At 48.1% G+C, this 24,254-nt stretch carries 17 protein-coding genes; 14 read left to right on the forward strand and 3 right to left on the reverse strand.

The window, feature by feature from the left end:
- Nucleotides 1–184 precede the first annotated feature (184 nt).
- Nucleotides 185–1,948, forward strand: a complete 1,764-nt coding sequence (locus BC792_RS18665) for a family 43 glycosylhydrolase (protein ID WP_148910308.1) — start codon at nucleotides 185–187, stop codon at nucleotides 1,946–1,948.
- A 255-nt stretch (nucleotides 1,949–2,203) separates the two neighbouring features.
- On the forward strand, nucleotides 2,204–3,061 hold the full coding sequence (locus BC792_RS17375) for a helix-turn-helix domain-containing protein (protein ID WP_211357578.1): 858 nt from the start codon (nucleotides 2,204–2,206) through the stop codon (nucleotides 3,059–3,061).
- 164 nt (nucleotides 3,062–3,225) lie between these two features.
- Here the strand turns inward: BC792_RS17375 and mph are convergent, their stop codons facing one another.
- Nucleotides 3,226–4,110: an Mph(E)/Mph(G) family macrolide 2'-phosphotransferase gene (gene mph, locus BC792_RS17380; RefSeq protein ID WP_148910292.1), complete on the reverse strand. Its 885-nt coding sequence runs from the start codon at nucleotides 4,108–4,110 to the stop codon at nucleotides 3,226–3,228.
- A gap of 561 nt (nucleotides 4,111–4,671) precedes the next feature.
- Between mph and BC792_RS17385 the strand changes: the two genes are divergently transcribed.
- Entirely contained in the window at nucleotides 4,672–5,193 is a 522-nt protein-coding gene (locus BC792_RS17385; protein WP_148910293.1) for a ferritin-like domain-containing protein, read from the forward strand.
- Nucleotides 5,194–5,312: 119 nt separating this feature from the next.
- Here BC792_RS17385 and BC792_RS17390 read toward each other — a convergent pair whose 3' ends face one another.
- Complete coding sequence (locus BC792_RS17390) at nucleotides 5,313–6,122, reverse strand: inorganic diphosphatase (RefSeq protein ID WP_148910294.1); 810 nt, start codon at nucleotides 6,120–6,122, stop codon at nucleotides 5,313–5,315.
- 324 nt (nucleotides 6,123–6,446) lie between these two features.
- Between BC792_RS17390 and BC792_RS17395 the strand changes: the two genes are divergently transcribed.
- The gene (locus BC792_RS17395) at nucleotides 6,447–7,649 is read left to right on the forward strand and encodes a GAF domain-containing sensor histidine kinase (RefSeq protein ID WP_148910295.1); all 1,203 of its coding nucleotides are present in this window, start codon (nucleotides 6,447–6,449) and stop codon (nucleotides 7,647–7,649) included.
- 269 nt (nucleotides 7,650–7,918) lie between these two features.
- Nucleotides 7,919–8,446, forward strand: a complete 528-nt coding sequence (locus BC792_RS17400; protein WP_170250077.1) for an RNA polymerase sigma factor — start codon at nucleotides 7,919–7,921, stop codon at nucleotides 8,444–8,446.
- A gap of 1,174 nt (nucleotides 8,447–9,620) precedes the next feature.
- Here BC792_RS17400 and BC792_RS17405 read toward each other — a convergent pair.
- Entirely contained in the window at nucleotides 9,621–10,010 is a 390-nt protein-coding gene (locus BC792_RS17405) for a hypothetical protein (RefSeq protein WP_148910297.1), read from the reverse strand.
- A 619-nt stretch (nucleotides 10,011–10,629) separates the two neighbouring features.
- Between BC792_RS17405 and BC792_RS17410 the strand changes: the two genes are divergently transcribed.
- From BC792_RS17410 to BC792_RS17450, 9 genes are all read left to right on the forward strand, one after another.
- Nucleotides 10,630–11,625 (forward strand): hypothetical protein, encoded by a 996-nt coding sequence (locus tag BC792_RS17410; protein WP_148910298.1) that lies wholly within the window; start codon nucleotides 10,630–10,632, stop codon nucleotides 11,623–11,625.
- Nucleotides 11,626–11,990: 365 nt separating this feature from the next.
- On the forward strand, nucleotides 11,991–13,100 hold the full coding sequence (locus BC792_RS17415; protein WP_148910299.1) for a helix-turn-helix transcriptional regulator: 1,110 nt from the start codon (nucleotides 11,991–11,993) through the stop codon (nucleotides 13,098–13,100).
- A 615-nt stretch (nucleotides 13,101–13,715) separates the two neighbouring features.
- Nucleotides 13,716–14,888, forward strand: coding sequence for a HEAT repeat domain-containing protein (locus BC792_RS17420; RefSeq protein ID WP_148910300.1), 1,173 nt, complete (start codon nucleotides 13,716–13,718; stop codon nucleotides 14,886–14,888).
- A gap of 15 nt (nucleotides 14,889–14,903) precedes the next feature.
- The gene (locus tag BC792_RS17425) at nucleotides 14,904–16,340 is read left to right on the forward strand and encodes a glycosyltransferase family 2 protein (RefSeq protein ID WP_148910301.1); all 1,437 of its coding nucleotides are present in this window, start codon (nucleotides 14,904–14,906) and stop codon (nucleotides 16,338–16,340) included.
- Entirely contained in the window at nucleotides 16,333–19,152 is a 2,820-nt protein-coding gene (locus BC792_RS17430) for a tetratricopeptide repeat protein (RefSeq protein ID WP_148910302.1), read from the forward strand. Before BC792_RS17425 ends, BC792_RS17430 begins: the two co-directional genes overlap by 8 nt.
- Nucleotides 19,139–21,274: a DUF4838 domain-containing protein gene (locus tag BC792_RS17435; protein ID WP_148910303.1), complete on the forward strand. Its 2,136-nt coding sequence runs from the start codon at nucleotides 19,139–19,141 to the stop codon at nucleotides 21,272–21,274. Before BC792_RS17430 ends, BC792_RS17435 begins: the two co-directional genes overlap by 14 nt.
- Nucleotides 21,255–21,803 (forward strand): DUF1573 domain-containing protein, encoded by a 549-nt coding sequence (locus BC792_RS17440; protein WP_211357579.1) that lies wholly within the window; start codon nucleotides 21,255–21,257, stop codon nucleotides 21,801–21,803. Before BC792_RS17435 ends, BC792_RS17440 begins: the two co-directional genes overlap by 20 nt.
- 131 nt (nucleotides 21,804–21,934) lie before the next feature.
- Nucleotides 21,935–22,348 carry a hypothetical protein gene (locus BC792_RS17445; protein WP_148910304.1) on the forward strand — a complete coding sequence of 138 codons (414 nt, stop codon included), beginning with the start codon at nucleotides 21,935–21,937 and terminating at the stop codon, nucleotides 22,346–22,348.
- An 84-nt stretch (nucleotides 22,349–22,432) separates the two neighbouring features.
- Nucleotides 22,433–24,016, forward strand: a complete 1,584-nt coding sequence (locus tag BC792_RS17450; protein WP_148910305.1) for a helix-turn-helix transcriptional regulator — start codon at nucleotides 22,433–22,435, stop codon at nucleotides 24,014–24,016.
- The last annotated feature ends 238 nt before the right edge of the window (nucleotides 24,017–24,254 follow it).

The following is a 24,254-nucleotide window of genomic DNA, read 5'->3' on the forward strand; positions in this document are numbered from 1 at the left end:
GGCCGACCCCAGCTTTTCAAAAAGGAAAAGCTAAAATGAATTTGTAGGAACGTGGAATTAGTTGAGTTACGAAATGGAAATCAGGTAGTTTCTTTTGAAGGATTCCCTTCAGGACAGCTCAAGGACTTTGGTAACGACAATGGTTATCAGTTTATCTATGCAAAACAGAAAAATACATTTTATTATGAACGAAAAGCTGCTTTTTATCTCTCTTTCTTTGTTGCTTTGGACGTTTACTAGCGAAGCACAACGTGCTGCATCCGACGGGTATCAATTGGTCTGGGCGGATGAATTCAATCAGGACGGTCCTCCTAATCCCGACTATTGGAGTTTTGAAGAGGGATTCAAGCGGAATAAGGAAGGCCAATGGTACCAAAAGGAGAACGCGTATTGTAAAGGCGGTGTATTGGTAATCGAAGTGCGTCAAGAGAAGAAGAAAAATCCGACGTTTCGCAAGGGGAGCAACGACTGGGCGGCTTCGCGCCGCAATATACAGTATACGTCGTCTTCGATCAATACGGCAGGTAGAAAGGCATGGAAGTATGGGCGGTTCGAAATGCGTGCCCGGATTCCTATCGGTACGGGGCTCTGGCCTGCGTTTTGGACGTTGGGTGTAGAAGGAGAATGGCCATCAAACGGTGAGATCGATATCATGGAATACTATCGTGGAAATATCTTGGCCAATGTGGCTACGGGGACAAAAGAAAGGTGGAAAGCAGCTTGGTATACATCGACGAAGGCTGTAAAAGAGCTGGGCGGGCAGCGATGGGCAGACGAATTCCATACCTGGAGGATGGACTGGGACGAGGACGGGATTGCCTTATATGTGGACGACAGTTTGATGAACCGCGTGCCGCTGAGCGACCTGGTAAATCAGGATGGGAGCGGAATAAACCCATTTCGGCAGCCCCATTATATTCTGTTGAATTTTGCATTGGGCGGGATCAATGGTGGAAAGATTGACGATAGCCTCCTGCCGGCCAGGTATGAGATTGACTATGTCCGCGTATACCAGAAACAGGCGCACGCGTCGTCGTCTAAGCAGCGGTTTACCCCTGGCGAAATATGGGAAGACCAGAATGGTGATCACGTGAACGCACACGGCGGGGGCATCCTGTACCACGAAGGTACGTACTATTGGTATGGTGAGAAAAGGGGAGGGAAAACATCGCTTGGTGTAAACGTCTACTCCTCGACGGATTTATATAACTGGAAATTCGAGAAGCTTGCTTTTTCGCCCGTAGACGATCAGGCTAGTGATATTACGTGGGGCTGTATCATGGAACGCCCTAAGGTTGTATACAATGCGGCGACAAAAAAATTTGTGCTGTGGTTTCACCTGGAACTGAAAGGGCAGGGGTATGCCGCCGCGCGCGCAGCTGTTGCGGTGAGTGACACGCCGACAGGACCATTTGTTTACCAAGGCAGTTTTAGGCCTAATGGCAACATGTCCAGAGATATGGGACTGTTTGTCGACGATGATGGGACCGCTTATCATATTTATTCTTCGGATGAGAACTATGCCTTGCGCCTGGTTAAGTTAACGGACGACTATCAAAAGCCGACGCGGGAAGACAAGTTACTGTTCCGCAACCACCGGGAGGCTCCGGCCTTGTTTAAACATGGCGGCAAGTATTATCTTTTTACAAGCGGATGTACGGGCTGGGCGCCAAATAGGGCAGAATTGCATGTTGCAGAACATATCTTCGGCCCTTGGAGATCGCTTGGCGACCCCATGCGCGGGCCGGGTTCCAGGCTCACGTTCGATGCGCAATCGACATTTGTATTACCCGTTGTAGGCAAGAAAGATGCTTTTATCTTCATGGCTGATCGGTGGAGACCGGGCAATCTTGCCGATAGCCGTTACGTATGGCTGCCCGTTACCCTGCGTTCGGAGGAGGTGAGCGTTTCGTGGCGCGACCAATGGGATTTGGGGGTGTTTGATTAGCTATGGCGGTGGCTGCCGGAGGGCAGTGAAAGCCGGAACGAATCGGCCCGCGGGCTTTTCAGGCTACAGCTTTCTGTCTGTATGTATGCTCCCGGTTGCCCGCGGGCTGATTTTTTACATTCTTTTTATACAATAATCGGATGCCATCTCCTATTTTAGAGGCATATCCTAGCACGGGGCCGCGCTGCCGGAGCCGTATATGTTAGAAAGGTCGGCGCGATGCCACGCCCGACATCAGGAAGTGTAATGGATAGCATGCGTAAAAAGAGTACATCTATTCCCACAAATACCATGGCCGAGAAGTTCGGCTCCGATATCTTTGTGGCAACAACTGCCGGCGGTGTATTCTATGAAGTCGAAGAGCTTAAGCTGTCCCATCGGGACAGCTGTCACCTGTTTTTCGTACAGGAGCAAGGAAACGTCTCTTTCGAAGTGGATTTTCAGACATATAAAAGCGGGGCGTGTTCGATCATGTACATCCATCCCGGCCAGGTGCATCGGTCTACAGGAATGAGCAATGTTAAGGGCGGTCTTCTAGCTATAGATACACAGCATATAAATGCCGAATATGTACGCCTCCTGGACGAATTAACGCCGGTCGAACCGCTGTCTTTACCTGCTGAGGCGTTTGGAGTGATCAAGGAAGCCATGTCGTTCTGCTTAACGTTGTCTGCCCTGGGGAAGGAACCGCTACATCGGTCGTTGCTCAAAGACAGCTGCAACGTGCTGGTGGCGCTGCTCATCTCGCAGTACCTGACGCTGTCGGGACAGGCAGAGACATCGCCGGCGCCGGAAAGGATCACGAAGGCGTTTAAAAAGCTGCTGGACGAGAATTTTGAAACGAATAAGCGTCCTGCAGCCTATGCCCGGATCCTGCATATCACGACGCCTTACCTCAACGAGTGCGTCAAAGGTGTAACAGGACGCGCCGTTTCCGACCATATACAACAACGCGTGGTGCTGGAAGCTAAACGCATGCTTTATTATTCCGACAGGTCGGTAAAGGAAATTGCCTACGACTTGGGATACGAGGATTACGCATATTTCTCAAGACTTTTTAAAAAGGTAGCGGGGGTAACGGCTCTGGACTTCCGCAAGAAGAGCCGCGTTTAGCCATATGGAAAGCCCCGTCTGTAGACGCCTGAGCATGTTAAGATTTGAAGTGTTTATGTTATATAGAGAAGGATCCACAAACCATCTGGGGACGAGGCGAAGCAACCGGATAAGTTGAAGGCGATCTTATGCGGTGTACACAACATAAGATCGTCCCTTTCCTGTTAAGCTACTCCCAGTTGAGCTTTCGCCCCTGCGATATGTTTATCGTCTTTAGTTTCGATGGCAAAGATGCCGTAGGCCAGCGGAGCGGCGGCTGCCCGTTCGACGGTTTGTTCGAACAGCTTCTCCCATACTTTGCCGCCGTTCTTCTCATATACGCTGATAAGCTGTTTTAAGCTGTCCTCGCCGAAGACCGTCAAGTGACCGGAAAAATCTATTGATGGATCGCTGATATGTGCGGTCGACCAATCAATAATGCCGGAAACCATGCCGGCCGGAGTAGCAAGTACGTGGCCCGCGTACAGGTCGCCATGGACAAAACAGGTGAAGTGCGGCCAAAGAAGATCGTCGTCGAGCCATTTTTTATACCGTGTTTCGAGCGTTTCGCTGATGCCGAGCTCGGACTTTACGGTGTGTAGCCGCTCAGCGATTTCGGGCCTGAGCTGTTCGGGCTCCAGAATTTTCAGCTGTTTTTCCAGCGCTTCTTTTCGGGGAATACGGTGTAAGTCTACTAATACCGCAGACAGCGACGGGATGTAATCGGCGCTTTGTCTGTCCATATGCCAGGTTACCTCATAGGTTTCGGGATCAAAGCGTAGTGCAGGAAGATCGGTTAACAGCGGGTAAGCTATCAGCTTGGAGGTCGCTATGCGCCAGTCGGGCACCTCTACTGATAGGTGTTTTTGCGCCAGCTGTAAGATGCGCCGCTCTTTTTCGATCTGTTCTTCCAGTCCTTCGCGTCTAGGGATTCGTAAAACCCAGCTGAGGCCCAGTCTATCGGTAGCAAATCCTACCCTGAAATCGATTCCCATATCGTTAAATGTCATCTCGCCGGACAGCTGAAGACCGTGTTCTTCAGCTAATATTTTGATATCGTCAATAGTCATTTCTTATGCATTTTAGTTTTATGTTAACAGATTGCCACACTTTATCCCGGAGCCGTTTGCCGCGTCCTCGGTGTCGGCAGCTAAATTGCCGGAAGCTGCCTGGGTCTGTCAATTTATTGGAGAATTTTTATAAAAAATCAAGAGGTTGATCGTGATGCGCCTGCGGCACGCCATTGTATCGAACGCCCTTATGAACTTAGCTGGTATGCCAAGGTCTTGCCATGGTGGTTGTATGTGCGAAAAACTTCATGTTCCAAAATTATAAAAAGCCGCTAATCACTGCAAGCAAAAATGTTGTGTTAGAGCGATATGCGGGCGTCGAGCGTACCGGATAATGGGATGGGTGTTTAGGTGCGTAAAAAAGTGAAGGCGGCACTCCCGCCATATCGGTTTATGTAAAACTACCGGTGGGCCAGGGAGAAAAACAGGATTTTAAGTATAAATTATAAGGAGAGCGGTACTGCTTTTGCTAGCTGCAATCCCGTGGTCCAGTGCTGGAGATGGATGCGCCATTCCGTTTGAGGCACGTATCATTATTAAATTGAAGCTAATTTATAGTTTATGTCAACAGCGAAGAATAATGAGGAGATACCTAATGCGCACTTACACGAGTTAATGGTAAAAGAGTTACAGGACCTACTGGGTGCGGAGAAGCAGCTCCTCTTGGGGCTGGAGAAGATGGCATCAGCTGCCGTAGATGATAAGCTTAAGGCTGCGTTCAGATTACATTGTCAGGATACGGAAAATCATATAGAACGCCTAAAATCTGCGTTTGGTGCACTCGGATTGCCGCCGCGGGGCCGGAGATGTAAGGCTATGGCAGGTTTGTTGGAGGCGGCCGGCGAGATCGCAGCGGAGTTTCAGGACAGTCCCGCGCTGCTGGACATAGCGTTGATTGCCGCCGCACAAAAGATGGAACATTACGAGATAGCAAGCTATGGATGTGCGCTTACATATGCCGAGCTTATGGAACTTCCGGAAGTGACGCTACTCCTGGGCCAGACGTTGGAGGAAGAACGACAGGCCGATGAACTGCTTACGGAGATGGCGCTGGCCGGAATAAATCAGGCACAGGGTGGCTGACCGAGGCTGACCCATTTTGGACAGTACCGACGCTGGCCTAACGCAGCCCTAGGACTTAAAAGTACGGCTTTATAGACGGTCACCCCGTATCACGGCTATGGTGAGCCGTGTTAAGCAGACTATTGGACGAGGTCGATACACGCCTTCCGTACAAGAATTTCCTGTTGATTAAACCGGTGCTCTAATTCGGCTTTCAGCCAGCGCCAGTAGCCGGCGGCATCATTGTCGGCCATCACTTCATAGATAATCATGTCGTCCGTGTGGCGGGCCTCATTATCGGGCTCCCATATACCTTTGGCGGGCGAGCGTTGGTAGATGGTAAGCCCGCCGAATCGGCCGACGAGTTCCTGACGTAACCAAGTATAGTGCGATGACAGATGGTGGGTTTCGCCATCCTTTTCCGCAGGAATAAATATTTCGTACAGAAACCTTTCATTCATGTCGGTTTTATACTGTTCCAGCAGCCTTTTTGCGAGCTGGGCATCCAGTATCTGCTTAATATTTGCCTCTTTGTCCTCCTGGGCGAGATAGTTTTTGAAAAACGCAGCGACCTGCCTGATCAGGTCGTCCGGAAAGTCGCTTATCGACTGTATGCTTTTATAGACCTGAGACGCCGTTGATACAGCTATAAACCGATCGTTGCGAAGGTCCGGAGGAAGGCCGGCGGCGGAAGATTGCTCGACAACCATAGCCCCCACTATCCTGCATTCCACGTGGCAGGCGGGGAATGTCGAGAACTCGGACACGACGAGGACGTCTGCGGGATCGCCATCCGGGGCCAGCGTATCAGGCAGCATACCAAAGTCGAATGGAAAAGTCATGCCTTGCGGCAGTCTTTTGACGAGGCTTAGAGACTTCTGTTTGGGATCGTAACGGTACTTCTGCGTGCTGCCCGCAGGCGTTTCGATCACGGCCGTAAATTTATCCATAGCAATGAAAAAATAGGTTATTAGGGTAACCTATATGTGTGGTAAAAGTTCACAAGTGTGTTATAAATTCTTGCTATAGATCGGATAAAAAGTGTGTAAATGATTTATTTTTAGCTATTTATTTTTGTGGTGTGCCAAACTTTTCTAGAAAATATCCGTTATTACCGTACATAAACGTACAGACCCGTTCTGTACGATGCAAATGGAAAACAGCAGCGTGTCGTACCTGCGGCATGTAGCAGAATGTATAGGATATTGTTGAATAGGCAAGCGTAGAGGTTTATGTCAGCGTGCGCTTAGGCACTGATATGAGCCCGAAAGCATATGAAAACAGATAAAGTCGACCAGAGATACCATGGCGATTTAGAAGCCGTCAATCGCGTACCATTCGTTACTTCGATATTGGAACTGATTTGTAGTTCGACAGGTGCCGGCGTTGCAGCAGTAACGCGGATAACCGACGATAAATGGGTGGCGTGTGCGGTAGATGACCGGATAAAGATGGGATTAAAATCGGGAGATGTGCTTGCTGTGGAAACAACGTTATGTTATGAGGTCTGGAAGCGCGGCGAAGGTATTGCCGTGAATGACGCCGCTGGCGAACCTGCATACCGGGATCATCCGGTATTGGCTACCTACAAGCTGAATAGTTATATTTCTGTGCCTATCGTGCTGGATAATGGACGTTTTTTCGGAACACTCTGTGCGATGAGTCCACAGACGATGCACGTAGCTAACGAAAGCACACTTTCCATGTTCCATTCTTATGCGGCGCTGATTGCCCATCATCTCCGTGACCATGACGACAACGCACAGCAGCGCAAAAGGCTGCGGGAAGAAAAGCGGCTGGCTCAACAGGCTGAGCAGGCTATCGCCATGCTGGGGCATGATTTGAAGAACCCGATAAGCGCGATGTCGAATGCGGCTCAGCTACTCCTTCGGAACAAACCGGACGACCGGAACCGGATATTGGCTCAACTGATTTATGATGGTGCTATTAAGACAAGATCCTTGATCGATAACATGTTGGACTACGCACGCGCCCGCTTTGGAGAAGGGCTGCAGCTGAACTTCAATAATCGGCAACCGCTAGCCGCCACGCTCGAGCAGGTGGTTCGGGAGTTCGTTATCCTGAACCCCAAATGTACGTTCGTCGCCGACTTCCGGCTGGACGGGGCTATACAGGCCGATTATATGCGAATAGGACAGATACTTTCTAATTTGCTGGACAACGCGGTAAACTTCGGCGATCATTGTGAGCCGGTTGTCGTTAAAGCGTGGAGTGAGGAGGGGCGGTTCATACTATCGGTAAGCAATGCCGGTGCGCCTATTCCGAAAAAGATACTTCCTTTTATTTTCGAAGCTTTTTTTCGGGACAACCGGAGCGAAAAGGCCCGTGGTGTGGGGCTAGGCCTTTTTATCGCCAAAGAGATTGCGCGGGCACATGGCGGCAACCTGAGTGTCCACCGGGTGGAAAGAAACACGGTATTTACTTTGACTGTTCCCGCTGCCCAGGGGACATATTGACAACAATTTGCCCGCATCCTCCGTATTTTCTTCCTTTTTTCGGAAAGTACCTGAATTAATCTTTTCTTTCTTCTACTTTTTTTGTCCGCCGCTAGGTAGCATCGTGCCAAACGCTTCCGATAGCGTATTTCTATGAGATGAAAAATACGTTCGAGGGATGCGTACTTCTCGGACGGGGCTGCAGGTGTCTCTAGACAGGATAATTTTACGGTAGATCGCATCGTTTTTGATTAAAAGAGACTATATCTATCACATAAAACATGGATACTATGGAAAGCAGAGAACTTAACCTGGAGCTACTTAAAAATCAAAAGATCTTAAAAAATATTGCTTATAAATTTACCAAGGATCCAGAAGAGATTGAGGAGCTCGTGCAGGAGGCCTTGGTTAGGTCGGTAAAATATCTAGATAAGTTTTTTAACAATCCCAAACTGGTAGCTTGGCTGTATGTCATCATGAAAAATGTATACATCAATACCTATCGCAGAAATCAAAAGCACCATGTTTTTGAAGACCACCAAAAGGCTGGCTACAGAATGGAAGGATGTTCGGAGCCTTCGGTGGATAATCATGCAGAAGGAAAATTTGTTATGGGCGATATTGAAAAGGCGCTTAAAAAACTGCCAAAGGGCTACTACGAGTTGTTTATGCGGTATATTGATGGATATAAATACCGGGAGCTATCGGAAGAGTTTGCTATGCCGGAAGGAACTGTCAAGACGCGGATACATTACACCCGTAAGTTTCTGCAGAAACAACTGGCGGTATATGGACGGGGGAAGCAGTGGGCGGCCTGACGGGTAGAAAGAGGGGGGGGCACTACTTACTATTCAAATCCCACTTCTAATATCTTTCTCACATCTTTATAGCCCCTCCACCTAGGGCGGGGTTTTACTTGGAAGGACCCAAGTAAACAAGGTCCTCCGGCCGAAGTTCTTGATGCTATCGTGCCTTATCCTAGCCTAAACCGTTCCAAACTCACTTCGTTCAGACAAGGAATGGTTCTTGACGGCTATTATGGCGGCCCGCTGACGCAGTCGAACCGATGCCGGTCCTCTCCGCCGCTAATAGCGGATAGCTAATGGCAAATGGCAGATAGCAGATGGCTATAAGCCGTAAGGTCGTTGATTTGTGAAGTCGTGAAGATATAAAGCCGTGGCTCTAAGTGCAAAAGATTGACCTCGTAGAGGTCATATTTCAATAGAAAACCGTGTGCCCAATTACACGACCCTGACGGGGTCGAATAAAAAGCCCGATGGCAGATAGCTCTAAGCTGTAAAGTCGTTGATTTGTAAAGTCGTAAAGCTAGAGGCTAGCGCCTACACTACTCACATCTAGTTTCTCACTACTCAAATCTCACTACTCAAATCTCACATCTAATTCCACTTCTGACTTCTAATCACGTTTGCCTTAAAAAAAACTCCTGAAGCGGGGAGCTCCAGGAGTTTTACTAACTAACCAATTATTAACCTAAATTATGAATTGTTAGTTATATAACAAGTTTTATGCCGTAAATTAACCTTATGAGGATTCAATCTTATAATTTAACCTTTTTTTACATTCCGATCGTTTCACGCGGGTGCACATCGTGGTCTTTGGGCGGTATTTGCTGGGGCATGCAGCCGTTTTGTCCGCCCGCTGGCGGACCTGGCAAACGCTTTCCGTCCGACTGTGTAGTAAATTTTTTTCATTTTACGGGTTCCCGTAAAGAATAATTCAATATGTTTTATAGCTTTGGAAAGCGAATACGGATGCCATTTAGTGTTGTAGGGAAGCGCCGGGTTATACGCTTATAGAATTGTACAAAAGAACCAGTGTTCATATATTAACCTAATGTGCCAGAGGCTGTCTTAAGATAGCCTCTTTTTTAGTGTTGTACCCTAAGAAACTTAGAGACACGCATCTTTTTTAAGCACCTTTACAAAGGGGCGGGCCGTCTATCGGGTTGGACAGCCCGCTCGCGCCGCGCGGTTACCCATAAGTGATCTGGATCGACAGCGTCTCGTCCGCTATTGCATCGGCATGGCCTTTCAGCCACCGGCAGTTCTCGCCCCGGTTGATAAGAACCCCTTTAAACGTCGGGTTATGTACTGGTCTTTCTCCACTGAACTGTTCGGCAAAGAAAACCATTTCCCGTCGGTCCAGGGTGTCGGCGATGCAATTGGCCAGATAGGTGTGGAAACCTGATGGCATGATCATAAGGTATGCAATCTGAGATGAAGTAAGATCAAAATGATCTTTCATCCATTGCGTGAAATTTTGACGTATGGCCGCAGTTTGCTGCCGTAGTTCGTGATCTGTGAGAGTCAGCAGCACGGCTTGCACCTGCGTGACCCCTGATGTGTTTAGTGGTTTTTTCATATTTTATTGACATTGGTTAAACTGCAAATAAAGTGACGAGAAACGTGTCTGTCAACTTCTGTAATACGTAAAAACTCCCAGTTGGGTGTTTTTGCTCCCAGTTGGGTGTTTTTGCTCCCAGTTGGGTGTTTTTGCTCCCAGTTGGGTGTTTTTTGCTTCCGGCTAGGGGGCTGAGTAGTAAGTTTGGAGACTCGTCGGGCCTATATAAAGGTACGCAGACACGTCGTCCCATGAAGGGGTGACTTTTGATGCGCGCCATTGATTCGTGAAGTTGTTGATCTGTGAAGGTGTAAAGAGATGACCTTGAAGGGGGCATATGACTTTAAAAAAATGCGACATCCATTATACGACTCCTACGGAGTCGAACCCTTCCTTTCTCTATTTAGGCTATAGCTATGGAATCCCTCTGGGATTATTTTTATGAATATCGGCTTCGATTTGGGACATCAAGCCGCCCAATGTTCTCCTTACGACTGCATTTGTTTATTTTAATAATTTTTATCGTTTTTGTGAAATAATTTTGTCTTAAATTGTGAAAATTGTAACTTCGTTTTACGATAATAGGGCTCGCTGTTCCTTTTTTGGGCCTCACTGACTGATGAATTAAACCTGATACACAATGAATAATAAACTGATTATCGGAAACCTAGTAGGGTTTATTCTTATTGCCTACCTTCTAAATACCAACGCAAGAGCATTAGAAATAATGGTCTACCTCAAAAAGGTCCGTTTCCGGATGCTGTGGGTACTTACGATTTTTCTGCTGACACAATATGCGAGTTGGATGACGGCTCTACGCTTGTTTTTCTATGAATTTTTAGCTGCACGGTGTCGGGTGCAGCGCTGGCACTTTCATGTTTATTATATTACATCCGTTACGATATCGGTGATGCCTTTTCATCTTTGCGTGTTGTCTTTCCTTTTTAGTTTAGTCGATACAGATCTTATAGCCTCCGGTTATTTAAAGCGTGGCTTCCTAAGCTTCTTGCTGGTACTGTGGAGTTATACGCTGCTGTTGATCTGGAAACCTGAGTGGACGATTTTCTACCAATTACGTAAACGGCGGTTTTGGAAGTTGACCCGGCAGGTACTCCTCCGCAGAGTGCAGCTATCTCAACAGAACGGGGACGACCCTCCAAGGCAGTTGGAAATCCGCAGGATGAATGTTGGTGCTGTCAATTCATACGTAGAGCTTGGAGAAGACGGGCTTCCCTTACCTGTGCCCACAGTTTCGGCGGTTAATATACTGGATATTCTGATTTTTCGATCCTCGCGCAATGGAGCCATGCTTTTTTTGATAGATGGGCGTCAGATTTATACAGAAAAGAATGCTTCGGTTATCGCACAATGGAAATCGAAGGATTGGTTCCTTAAGATCAAAAACGGGATCCACGTAAATATGTTCCATCTGCGGAGACGTAGCCGTTATCGCTGGAAGCTGACGCCGAATGAGAAGGTGCGGGCAGCTCTACTTGACGTAAGTGGAATAGAGGAAGCTAAACTAGAAGCAATGCTTACGGTTAACGAGTGGTTTAGAAGCAGCCTTATTGAGCACGAAAGAGTAAGGGAAGAGCTGACTCGTGATTGCTGGGACGAAATGTTTCCATATGCATAAACGGTTTCCTCCGGTAAAATTATACTGGGACCAGCTGATTGCATCTATATACCCCGAAAGAAGGTGTCACGTTTCTTAAAGTTTGGACAATCGAAGGCCTCGAAAGAGCTCAGTATATCCATCTAGCTGAGCCTGGGCACGGTCGCGCTCTTGCGCTTTTTTGTGTACCTCCCATGCTATTCCCGACCGTTTTGTAGAGTTTCCGCTACAAGAATAAATTCTATTAACGAAATCGATTGCGTAAAGTTGCTTTTCGGCTATTTTTGGTCTATCATCGCCTACAGAAATAATCTTGCCGGAAGAAGGACAACTTATTTGTGAGCAGATTTTTCTGATCGGGCTGACCTGTACAATCTTAAAGAGTTATGTTATTAACGGTTCTCACTGTGTTTGTCTTATGCCTGAACCTGGCGTTCGTCTTCCTCCATGTAGGAAGGGAAAATAAGACGTACCACCGCCGGGCGATGTTGGTGCTGCTTGCAGGGCTATTTCAGCTGGTGTCGGGGTATATCTGCAGTGTGTTATATCCTCAATACCTGTATCTTCTGTTGACCTTCCCGATCGGTCTGTTGTACGGTCCGGCGTTATGGATGCTGTATCAGCATTTGGCGGACGGAGACGCGCGAATACCGCGGGTGTTATGGCCGCATCTGCTGCCGTTTTTCGCCGTTTTGTGCATCTATCTGACCGTGATCATTTCTGTCCCGCTGCGGTATGGGTATGGCTTGGAATACGCAGTATTCATGCATCTTTTGTCTTTGGCCCACCTGAGCACCTATGTGATCTGGCTCCGGACGAAGATCTGGCGGGCGATGGGTGAACACATGGGATGGAGCCGCTTGTCGAAACGCAGCTGGTATGCGCTGTTTTCGTCACTTTTCCTTTTACAGGTCTATCTTTTTTCGGAAATCACCGGAAACCGGGGAGATGTGGATCTTCATCGGGGGTTTGTTGTTCTTTCGTATTTGTTGTTCCTGTTAGGGATTTCAGTAATGCCACATGTGAAGGAAGAACGCGGGCGCGACAGGCCGTCGACATATGCGATAAAGCAGGAGACCGTCGATACTTTTATTCCGAAAGCAGCCAAAAAGAAAAGCCATATGCCGGTTTATCCGATTACGACGGAGCAGGAAGCCGTTTACAGGACGAAGGTCGAACAGTTTATACAATCGTTAGCCTATCTGGATTGCGAGCTCAACAAAGAGAAATTCAGCGCTCAGCTCGATATACCCCTTCCGCACGTCGCGCCGTTCCTTAAGCATGAGTTCGGCAGAGGATTTAACGGATTTATCAACCAGTTGAGGTTGAATTATGCCGCGAAGCAGCTTAAGGGGGAGGAGCTTATCTATACAATAGAAGATTTATCCGTGATATGCGGCTTTAGCTCCCGAGCTTCCTTTTACCGGAACTTCCAGAGTGAATTTGGATGTTCTCCGCATCAATTCCGGTTAGAGCACACGTCCGCGGTTGCCTAAGACGGCTGAGACCGTGCCGGGAAATCGTCTACTTTCAAATCGTTTCCCTCGTTTATCTTCACCTAGACCATATTGTAATTAGCCGATCACGCTATGCCTGGGCTATTCTCCTTTTAGGATTATCCTTTCGGTTTTTTAACTACTTGTTTAAACACTTAATCGATATTTTCTGTTTTAATTATCCTGCCTGCAGCGCGGACTTCCGGTAGCGGCACACTGATATTCTAACCGCACCAGATCTGCTTGTAGCGATCCGTCTACAAGGCTCTTTCTCAAAAAAAATGGATGTCTTATTTTATTTTGAGACATCGGTTGTTTCTTTCTGGAAACATTTTCTTTTAAGCGTAAAAAATGCCGGCTGGGGATATAGCTCTGACTGGGGTTAATGTTGCTTATTTCGCTAATATACAGCGGTTTAATAGGTTGTTTTCCCCTGCAGCTGCTGCGATCTTAACGACAGTTTCATTTTTTCTACAAGCGCTTTTGAGACAGTTATTTCTGAAGCGTTTGCAAACTTTGCCAGCGGTTTCGGTAGGCCTTCGGTAAGCAGGCCCGCGACAGGGCCGGACATACGGAATAAAGAAAATAAGTTTTATCAACACTAAATAACAAGTTATGTATTACGATTATTACCTGTACTATCTCAGCTATCTGAATTCGCTGTACAATGGATATCCGCTTATCATACGGTTGACCGTCGTCATGGTTATGGCCTTGGCCGTTGTCACGATATTAGGTGTGATGCGGCTGCTTTATATTGGTTATCGAATCAGCCGGCGCGAAAGGAGGATTAAGAAAACGCAGAAACATTTCGAAGAGAAATTGTCTTTCGTAATGAGAAATAGCGCCCGTTACGACGTCGATGAGATCCGGGAGCTACTGCAGTATGATGTGTCGAAATCCCACCGATGGAAAGCAGACGTGTTGACAGACGTCGTGCTATCGGTGAAAAATGCGGCCTACAGACAAGGGGAGCTGAACGAAATTAACTACAAAAACTGTTTGGAAGCTCTTCGTCTGACCGCATTCTGGGAGAAGAAAATCCGGACGTCGGCACCTGACAAGCGGAAGGAGGCTCTTCAGATTGTGGGAGAAATCGGAGGGGGCGTAAACAGTGGCGTACTTTCGAAGTCGACATTCCACAAGAATAAGTATTTGAGAAAGACTGCGCGCGATCTGTATACCGGGCAGGACAACTATCATCCATACCGTTTTATGGAGGACAACTTTGACGAAGCGTTCACACAGATTGACAAATTGCGGCTGCATGCAACGTTGATTAAAAGGTCGAAAGAGGGGAAGCTGCCCAACTTATTGCGTTGGATAAGCAGCTCGAAAAATCCAGCATACATTGTCTTTATACTTCGGGAGATCACGTTCTTTAAGCAATACGAGGCCTTGCCTACTTTGGTGGCGATGCTGGATAGGCAGGAAAACAAAGACGTGCGGGCACAGATTGTGCTGACACTCGGGGAGCTGGAGTACTTTGAGTCCCTTGACGATTTGGTGGCGCGCTATCCGCTCGAATCTACTGTTGTCCGTGAGGCCATCATTAAAACGATGGGAAAGCTTCGGGGGACGCAATCGCTGGACTTTCTGATTGAGGCCTATTTAGCTACGGACGACGTCAATGCGAAGCTGCTGATCGCGCGTTCTATACGCAGCCATGGCCCGAATGGTGAGCAGATCCTCCACGGCCTGCAGGAAGAGGCACGCCGCACAGAAAAGGTCCGGGAGGATCTCCTTCTCGAGCAGGTGTTCTCGGAACGCGCAATAGTTTCTATTTAACTACATCCTTAACTCATGGTCTATTTTTTTACATACCTGATTTATTTCTATGCTACCGCTCTGGCTCTTTTATATCTGACGCTGATGATTATGAGCTACTACAACACGTTGCGGTATAAGTACCGGTATACCATCCGGGAAGAGAACTATTTAAAGGAGTTTCCGGAAGAAGCGCCGGGAATCTCGATTGTTGCGCCGGCTTTCAACGAAGAGGTAATCATTTATGACAGCGTAAACTCGCTGCTGAACCTGGATTATCCGACATTTGAAGTCATCATTGTAAACGACGGGAGCAAAGATAAGACACTGGAAATTTTGGTGAAGGAGTTCGAGCTGGAGGAGGTGCCTTTCTATTACGTGTATAAGGTCTACTGCAAGCCCGTGCATCGGATCCTGCGTTCGCGGAATCCGGCTTATCACCGATTGATGGTGGTCGACAAACAGAACGGAGGAACGAAGGCCGATGCCATGAATGCCGGGGTGAATGTTGCCCAGTATGACTATTTTATTAATACGGACGTAGATTGTATTCTGGCGGAAGACACCTTGAGTAAGATCATTCTTCCGGTACTCGATTCTGATAAGCCAGTGATCGCCGTCGGTGCGACCATGCGTATGGTAAACGGTTGCTCGGTGGATAAAGGCCGTATTACACGGGTAAAGCCACCGAACCGGCTGATTCCTCTTTTCCAGGAGACGGAGTATTTGAGATCCTATCTTGTCGCAAAAATGGGCTGGTCTATGGTAAACGCGATCGCTAATGTGTCGGGCGGTTTCGGGCTTTTTGACACGCAGGTAGTGATTGCAGCCGGCGGATTCGACTCTGCATCTCATGCCGAAGATATGGATATGACAGCCCGAATGGTTGCTTATATGCGGGAAAATAATAAGCCCTACCATATTGCGCAGTGCCCCTACAGCCTATGTTGGACGGAAGGGCCGCCAAACATCAGGGTACTTAACAGGCAGCGCACGCGCTGGGGCCGCGGCATGCTCCAGTTCATAATAGACCACCGGAAGTTCTTTTTAAACAAAGACTATGGCCGACTGGGCCTGTTGGTTATGCCGTATATCGTGTTTTTCGAGTTTCTGGCGCCGATTATCGAATTTACCGGATTTCTGTTTTTGCTGTTTCTTCTGATTACGCATCAGGTAAATTTCGACACGTTCTGGATGATGCTGGCCTATGCGTACTTAATCGGACTGTCCGTATCTATCGTGACGATCTCGTACGATCTGGTGCTGGGCAAATTGTACCGAAACTTTTGGGAGTATTTGAAATTGGTTCTATTTGCAGCCCTTGAGGCCATATTGTATCATCCTTTGGTAGTCATCTTCACCCTAAGGGGCTACATACAATATTTAACCCGTCGGAAATTTAAATGGGGAAAGATGACCAGACAAGGTTTTTCCCCGTCAAAAAATGTTAATACCGTAAATAACAATGCTTAAAAATTTTGGATATGCCAAACTGCTGGTAGCTCTTTGCGCAGCGATGTGCTGCTACCAGCCAGTCTATGCGCAACGTGCAGGGACAACGATTGAAAGAAATAAGGACGCCCGGGAGATTAACGGACTGTACCAGCGGGGGCTATGGGAAGAAGGAAAGCGGCGGGCCGAAGAGGTGTTAAAGAAAAATGCGAAGGACTCCGATATGCGTATGTTAGTAGGTAAGTACTACCTGCATAAACAGGAATACGACAGGGCGCGGTACGAGCTGGTGAAATCGCTCGAGTATGCTCCCGCCAATGTCGAGTCGAAGCATATGCTGGTAACCGTGGAAACGGAAACCCGGCGTTATTCCAGCGCTATCTGCTACATCAACGAGCTACTGGAGGTAAATCCCTACTGGAAGGGCCTTTGGCGGAAGAAGATCGAACTTTACCGGGCGATGGGCAACCACGTGGAAGCAGACCGCCTGTTAAAGCGGATTTCCCAGATATACCCCGAGGACAGCGAGTTGAAAGAAGATCAGATGTATATCCTCGAGCAGCAGACTGCGAGCTTAAATAAAGCCGGCAGGATCGATGAATCGATCGCAGCAGCGAAAAAGCTCGTTAACGACCAGCCTGCACAGGAGGAAGGTTACATACTGTTGATTGACCAGCTTATTAAGGCGGGCAACTATAGCGATGCGCTCGCTTATACTGAGCGTGGACTGAACAGGTTTCCTGCAGACGCACGTTTCGTGCAGAAAAAAGTAGCGATATTGGAGCAGGCGGGAAGGTATCCGGAGATCTTAGCTTTTCTCGAAGGGCAGATGAAACGCCGCGGTGCTGTCGGTTTACGTGGACAATACAACTACTTTGTTCTGGAAGCCGCCCGCAGCGCGAAGCGTAACGATCCTGCTAGTCTCTACGGCAGAATATTCGAGCATTCACCGGGTAATAGGGAAGCCTTTGACGCGGTTTTCAAAGCCTGCATTGCCAACGGTCAATACGAAGAGGCCTTGCATGCCCTTGATCGGCATAGGCAACAGGTCGGCCGGAGTAAGGAGCTGGACATGCGCGAGCTGTCGCTCTATAAGCGTATGGGGCACGAGGCCAAAGTCGCCGGACTGACGGAGGCGTATTTCATAATGTATCCCGACGACGCGGATTTACGTGCGTCATACGTCTCGCTGGCGATTAAGCGTGCCCAAACGTACGTACAGGAAGGACGCACGACCCTTGCCATCGATAGCTGGAGAGAAGCTCTTCAATATGGAGACGCCGAAGCGGTGTCGGTAGCGCAACGCGGATTGTATAATACCTATGTTTCTGCGGGCAAGTACGGGGAAGCTATCGCTGCGCTGGACGTCATGTTGTCGGCGGCGCCCGGAGACGCTGAACTGTTGTTGAAAAAGGCAGACCTTTATGCTAAGCAGGGCCGGCATGAACACGCGCTGGCAACCTACGAGCAGGTGCTTAAAACAGCTTCGGCGGACGACAGGGAGCGTTGGATAGTGAGCTATAACGAAATGACAGCCGCGCGTGTAAAAAAGCTGAGGGAAGATTATAAATTTGCGGAAGCCCGCGAACTGTGCAGCCGTTGGCTTGCCATCGACGGACATAATCCGGAACCTTTTGTTCATATCATTAACGCCTGTTACCAGCTCAAGGATTACAGCGCGATGCTGTACTATGCACAAACAGCGGCGGACCGTTTTGCTGACGAAGTATCGTTTAAAATAAAGCTGGCGGAAGCGATGAACCATGTAAACGGGCGGTTTGCAGATTCCTGGGGCTTGTTGCATGGGCAAATTAGACAGCGTCCGTACCATGAGCCTTTGATCAATACATTTCATATCACCACTGAACAATATGCCGGTATTTTGCTGAAAGAAAAACAGCATGCCGAGGCATTAACTGTCGTTGACACGGCACTCCTGTACAAAAGCGATAACAGGACGTTGAAGTATATGAAAGGATTGGCCTACGAAGGATTAAAGCAATTTGATTCGGCCTACTACTATCAAAGCTTCTATGAACCCTCCCTACTGGAGCATGCAGACTTTCGGAGCCATCTAAACTATCTTGGCCAGCGGTCTCTCCGGAATAATATCGGTGTTTCGCATCTGAGGGCCCGTTTTGGGGACGACTACCGGATTTCGTCAATTTCTACTGTGGAGTACACCAGGATGGGCCGCAGCGGTGCGTACTACGGAGCAAGAATAAACTATGCAGGCCGGGAGCAGGGGAAGGGGATACAGGGCCAGGTAGAATGGGGGACACCGTGGACAGAACGTTGGTCTACCCGTATTGATCTGGCAGTCGCCAATCAGTTTTTTGCACGATTGGCCGCTAATGCAGCAGCAACTTATGCGTGGAACGACTTCTGGGAAGCTGAGGCGGGAGTTGGCTATCGAGCGTTTTTCACGGATCAACGCCTGATGAATCTCAATCTGGGGTTGACGAAGCAGATTGACGACTTCCGCGTATCGGCAAAATTGAGCAATTTCTTTCTGGATAGCAGGGGCGAGAATTTCCATCTGTATAGCCTGGGGGCGAGGGCGCAATATTTTATGGATAGTCCTAGGAACTACCTGCTGGCTGTTGGGAGCATAGGAAATTCTCCTGATATCGACCTGTTGGACAACCAGCTTTATAACAGTTTCAACGTGTTCAACGCAATGGTCGGCGCGGGCGCCGGCCGTGCCATAACGCGGAACGTCGGGGCGAGTATCATGGGAACCTGGTACAACTTCCAGGTCGAGGGCGCCGGGCTGCAACGGACGTACCGGAACTTGTATAACTTGTATTTTCAGTTCTATGTATCCTTTTAAGCTTCTCCTGGTTTTGTGGCTCTTTCCGGCCCTTTGCTGCTGCCGCGGGGAGGCCAGCCCGTTCGACTTCTCGTTACGGCAGCTGCTTATCATTTCTAACGGCGACCGGGAAAGTTCTGCCGCTGCTGATTATCTATACCAGCATCTTGATAAAAGAAACAAGGATAGAAGCGTACTAATCGTGTATAGGTCTGACCAGCAGCGGCCGGATTTCGACGGCGCGACCGTCTATATGGAAGTTGTTGCCGACCTGGTCTGCGACTATCAGATCATTAATGAGGAACGGAAGCTCTCTATTTACGGGAAGAACAAAGGCATACTGAAATGGCTTTCCTATATGCTTATCGATCGTCTGGGGGCTTATCATCCCTTGGATGTCTCCGACCTGCCTCCTGGGTATGTCGATTTCCAGAGTGTCGAAGCTACCGTGGCCATGGGCTATCGGGAACCGCACCTGCTGCCTAATACGGATGAAGATTATTCCGGACTTTTGTTTACGCACAGTGTTGACCGTGATTGGGGGCTGTGGGGGCACAATCTCGCTAAAGTCTTCGTGAATGGCACACCGGAGAGATCCTTGGCGCTGGTCGATGGGAAGCGTACCAGCGAACAATATTGTTTTTCATCGGAAGAGACATTTAAAGCGGTCAGATCGTTTGTGACGGATAACTACGGAAGCGGGGAGCGCGGGGCTGCCTGGTTCATGATCGCACCGGATGATAACGACCTTGTATGTACGTGTTCCTCCTGCCGGACGCAGGGAAACACGCCGAAAAGTGCCACAGGAGCCGTCGTAACGCTCGTCAACCGGCTGGCGAAGCAGTTCCCCGCTCACCGATTTGTAACGACGGCATACAGGACGACTAAAGCGCCGTCGACGGTAGCGTTGGCTGACAACGCGGGTGTGTTTATCAGCACGATCGATTTCCCAAAGACGGCGGACGTGGATCGCAGTGATCCTGCTGTTAAAGAATTTGCCGGAGTGGTCAGCAGATGGAGGCAGAAGACCGGACACGTTTACCTGTGGGATTATATATCCAACTTCGACGACTACCTCACGCCTTATCCGGTGTTGCTCAGGGTGCAGAAGCAACTGGAATACTTCCGATCGCTCGGTATAGACGGAATGTTTCTAAACGGGAGCGGCTATGATTATACGACCTTTGACGATGTGAAGACGTACGTACTTAGCGCCTTGCTAATCGATCCGTCGCTTTCTGTGAACGAACTTGTCAGAAAATATCATGCGCGTTTTTATCCAGTTACGGGTGCGCTGCTAACAGCGTATCTGCTTGATATGGAGGAGCAGTGCCATCTACAGGAGGTGGATGCAGGCATCTACTCGTCGTTTCGCGCCGGAATGCTTACCTACTTCAATCACAAGAAATTTCTGGCCTTTTACGACGGGTTGATGCGGCTCCTTCCCAAGCTTGAGGGAGGGGAAAGAAAACGGATAGATAGGCTATTGACGGCTTTGAGTTATACGAGGTTGCAGATTGCGTATCATCGGGGAGGCGGGAAAGACGGTCTTTTAGAGGATCCTGACCAAAGGCGGTTGGCTCGCCATAACAATGAAGCCTTGGCCCGGCTGCGTTCTTTCGGCAGTTTCAGCGGCCTGGAACGCTATAAGGAGGAGGAGGGCTGGCTCGCAACGTATCTTCAGGAATGGGAGACGTTGCGTGAAAAGCCGCTTTTCGCGAATAGTATCCGGAAAACAATGGTACGGGGGCTATCGTCGGGTGATGTGTTACCTGAGGGCTACTTGCTGAGCGACTGTGTCGGAGGCTTTCCGTCCGATTTTAATCAAGGCTGGCTGCTTGCGGCAGAAAACATTCAGGTGACGTGTACGACGGAAGATCTTCGGAGCGCACCGGTACAGTTAGAGATCCGTTTTCTGATCAATGCAAGGCATCGGATGCTCCCCCCCGACAGGGTAGAAATTATTGTAAACGGAAGGTCGGTTCTCTCCTATTCCGAAGCAGACTTTGAACGGATCGGAAACTTAGCTGTTTTGCAGAAGAAGTTGGGCTCTCCATTAGCACCGACAATGGAAATCAGAATTTATAAGAATAAAGAATTGGATAAATCAGTAATAGCTTGTGATGAAATACGTTTATATTAATTGTTTTTTTATGGTGGTGCTTCTGTTGATGTTTTGCTCCTGTATAGACGTCGCTAACAAAAAGACGACGTTAGCAATCGAAGATAACGGAAGACATTACTATCCGCTGCTTGCAGGGCAACAGAAGGATCTTTCCTTCAACTTGAAGAATACGGGGAAGAATCCGTTGCTCATAACCGACATTATCACCTCGTGCGGATGTCTTAAGGCCGACGGCGATGGCGTCCGTTTTTCTATTCCGCCGGGAAAGGAGCGTATGCTGACCCTAAGCTACAATAGCGCCAAAAACGTCGGGTATGTGAAACACTACGTCATGCTCTACGGTAATTTTGAAGGAAAGGCATATGAAGAGATTACGTTCGACATCAATGTTGTTCCGAATGCGATGTACACGAAGGATTATGAAGAGTTATATGCCGAAGAGGTAGACAGCCGCGCCGGAGTTGAGCAGCTGGTGGAAGGGGAGGAAAACAACAAAGGATACTATATGGATGAGGATTTTAAAAAGAGCATACATGACAATAAATAGTCTTTATAGTAAATTATTTCATTGGTTATTAATTTATTAGCTGTTTTAGTGCGCTTTGTCATTGGGAGAACAAATAGAATTTTAGATATTTAGCATTATCTGCACATCGCCATGATGTTAAATATCTACATATGCATTCAGGATCTTATGACCCAAAGGACTTGTTGTCCACACTTATGGAAGTTGAAAGGAGGCTAGAGACAACGATCGAAAAGCATTGTCCAGATAAACAATTGTCTTTGTCCGAGGATCTGGATAAAGCACTGGAAGATTTCTTACAGTTAAAAGAGGTGAAGGACAATGAAATCGGATACTTATCGTCGCAATTGGCTCTATTGCACCTGCGTAAGGAGGTTGAAAAGGCGATTAATGTCGTAGTGGAGTCGAATAACCTACGTGCGTATCATGATTTCGGCTTGCATAAGGGCGCTTTTAGAGTGAGCGAACCAACACAGAAGGGGTGGGTACCAGGAAAGACGGCATTGCTGACTGTTCTGGCAGGACTTCTGATTGCGGCGGTCTCTCTCTTTTTTATGGTCCGGTAGATTTTCTGATTACCTTCTCTATCTTGTTCTTTATACGTACGTGTAGCGCACGACGATAGTCAAAATCTGTACTTAGGTATTCTTATGAAACCACGTTATTTTTTCCTTTTTTGGATGTTCGGCCTTGTCATGCCCCTGAGAGGGCACGATCATGAGGGAGCACAATTCAACCGGCGATATCTTGAGGTGTCGGTATCCCTGCTGGCTACGGACATTCAGGCGGCGCACCGCGTGGCAGATTCGCTTCGGAGGGTTGCGAATACGGATGAGCAGAAGATTAAAGCGCATATGTTGTTGGCAAACCTGTATAAAAACGGAGGGGATTTAGAGCAGTGTATGAAAAATGCCGCGAAGGCCGATACGATTGCGAATACAACGATGAACTACTCCTGGCAGGCATCTACGTCGGGCTTTCTGGCCACTTTCTTTCGCCAGCTCGGGCTGTTAAGAGCGTCTAAACATTACTTGGAGAAGGCTGAAAAAGCAAATGAACGTCAGATGGATGAAAACATGAAATTGCTGACGAAGATCAATATTTTGCATGAGCGCGTTTTTCATTGTGTCGAGGAAGAGGATTTTATAGGAGCGCGTAACTTCGCTCAGGAGGCGGCGGCCAACATCCGTATGAGCAGCAAAGACGACAAAAAGGCAGTGCTGATCAAAGCGACAAACGACCAGCTCATAGGCCTTTGCGAATTTTATCTGGGCGATATGGAGGCGGCAGAGTCCTTTCTGAACTCGTCTCTTGATAAAATAGGCGCTGTGGAGAGCAACCTGAAACCGTATATCTACAGGGCGCTGGCCGACGTTGCGATAAAAAAAAGAGAGATGCCGCAGGCACTGACTTATCTAAAGATGGTCGAACCTTACTTAGAAACAGGAGATGTGGAGGAACTCAAGCTGTGGACGTATGAAACTTGGTCTCGATATTACGAAGCCATGGGTGATCCCGCCAGGTCGGTCGAATACAAATCGTTGGCTATCGACCTCCGCGAGAAAAGGGATAGTGTCGTTAAAGAGCTGTCCGATCAGTTAATCGAAGACTTCCGTACAACCAAGCGGATATACAGAAGCCGTTATACATTTGCTGTGGGCGGGATCCTATGTGTGTTATTTGCTGCGTCGATCGGTGTGATCTACTTTTATAACAGACAGCGAAGATATAAGGAGAAATACGGGCTGATAAAAGCGAGGGCAAATAATAAGCCACCGGAGACAACATTGGTGATGGATACTTCGGTTGCTTCAACTAAGACGGTGGATGTGGCGGGTGTACCCAACAAAGAAATCAGTATGCCGAAGGATACGGAGACACGGCTGTATCAGCAGTTTCTGAAACAGGAGGCCGCGCTTTTTTTTCTGGAGAAAGGCGTTACCCTGGGACAGTTGGCAACGAACATGGGGACAAACGCACGTTATGTTACCCATATTATAAGGAAGTTCCGTGGAAGGGACTTTTACGATTACATCCAAACGAGCCGTGTAGAGTACATTATCGAACAGCTGCGAAATTCGCCGGAGTTGCTGGAGTTTAAACTGTCGTATCTGGCGGATATGTGCGGGTTTACTTCCTCGAGTAAATTTTCAACGGCTTTTAAACAGGTTACAGGCATGCCTCCGTCGGCCTTTGTACAGTTTATCAAGAAAGCGAAGGAGGAGGATAAATAGGGGAAGGATATAGGAGGAGGCTATCAGAAACTTCGACATCTATCAGAGAAATGAAAAGAGGTTGTCTAAAAAGCCTTTTTTTAAAAAGGAATCCCCGATACGTGAAAGTGTCGGGGATTTTTATTGTTTGTCCTAAAAAATGGTTATTTTTAGGTGCACCCAAACAATATGGCAAACATACTATTCAAAGCATTACCATCCAATAGTCCGAGTCTTTTTCCGGAAGATATTTTTGCAA

The organism is Sphingobacterium allocomposti, assembly GCF_008124885.1.
GTDB lineage: Bacteria > Bacteroidota > Bacteroidia > Sphingobacteriales > Sphingobacteriaceae > Sphingobacterium > Sphingobacterium allocomposti.

What these genes read in the sequence shown, in the direction of transcription:
- BC792_RS17445 (WP_148910304.1), top strand. Translation starts at nt 21,935, where the DNA reads ATGCATTCAGGATCTTATGACCCAAAGGACTTGTTGTCCACACTTATG.
- BC792_RS17385 (WP_148910293.1), top strand. Translation starts at nt 4,672, where the DNA reads ATGTCAACAGCGAAGAATAATGAGGAGATACCTAATGCGCACTTACAC.
- BC792_RS17420 (WP_148910300.1), top strand. Translation starts at nt 13,716, where the DNA reads ATGTATTACGATTATTACCTGTACTATCTCAGCTATCTGAATTCGCTG.
- mph (WP_148910292.1), bottom strand. Translation starts at nt 4,110, where the DNA reads ATGACTATTGACGATATCAAAATATTAGCTGAAGAACACGGTCTTCAG.
- BC792_RS17435 (WP_148910303.1), top strand. Translation starts at nt 19,139, where the DNA reads ATGTATCCTTTTAAGCTTCTCCTGGTTTTGTGGCTCTTTCCGGCCCTT.
- BC792_RS17410 (WP_148910298.1), top strand. Translation starts at nt 10,630, where the DNA reads ATGAATAATAAACTGATTATCGGAAACCTAGTAGGGTTTATTCTTATT.
- BC792_RS17405 (WP_148910297.1), bottom strand. Translation starts at nt 10,010, where the DNA reads ATGAAAAAACCACTAAACACATCAGGGGTCACGCAGGTGCAAGCCGTG.
- BC792_RS17450 (WP_148910305.1), top strand. Translation starts at nt 22,433, where the DNA reads ATGAAACCACGTTATTTTTTCCTTTTTTGGATGTTCGGCCTTGTCATG.
- BC792_RS17440 (WP_211357579.1), top strand. Translation starts at nt 21,255, where the DNA reads ATGAAATACGTTTATATTAATTGTTTTTTTATGGTGGTGCTTCTGTTG.
- BC792_RS17390 (WP_148910294.1), bottom strand. Translation starts at nt 6,122, where the DNA reads ATGGATAAATTTACGGCCGTGATCGAAACGCCTGCGGGCAGCACGCAG.
- BC792_RS17425 (WP_148910301.1), top strand. Translation starts at nt 14,904, where the DNA reads ATGGTCTATTTTTTTACATACCTGATTTATTTCTATGCTACCGCTCTG.
- BC792_RS17415 (WP_148910299.1), top strand. Translation starts at nt 11,991, where the DNA reads ATGTTATTAACGGTTCTCACTGTGTTTGTCTTATGCCTGAACCTGGCG.
- BC792_RS17395 (WP_148910295.1), top strand. Translation starts at nt 6,447, where the DNA reads ATGAAAACAGATAAAGTCGACCAGAGATACCATGGCGATTTAGAAGCC.
- BC792_RS17430 (WP_148910302.1), top strand. Translation starts at nt 16,333, where the DNA reads ATGCTTAAAAATTTTGGATATGCCAAACTGCTGGTAGCTCTTTGCGCA.
- BC792_RS18665 (WP_148910308.1), top strand. Translation starts at nt 185, where the DNA reads ATGAACGAAAAGCTGCTTTTTATCTCTCTTTCTTTGTTGCTTTGGACG.
- BC792_RS17375 (WP_211357578.1), top strand. Translation starts at nt 2,204, where the DNA reads ATGCGTAAAAAGAGTACATCTATTCCCACAAATACCATGGCCGAGAAG.
- BC792_RS17400 (WP_170250077.1), top strand. Translation starts at nt 7,919, where the DNA reads ATGGAAAGCAGAGAACTTAACCTGGAGCTACTTAAAAATCAAAAGATC.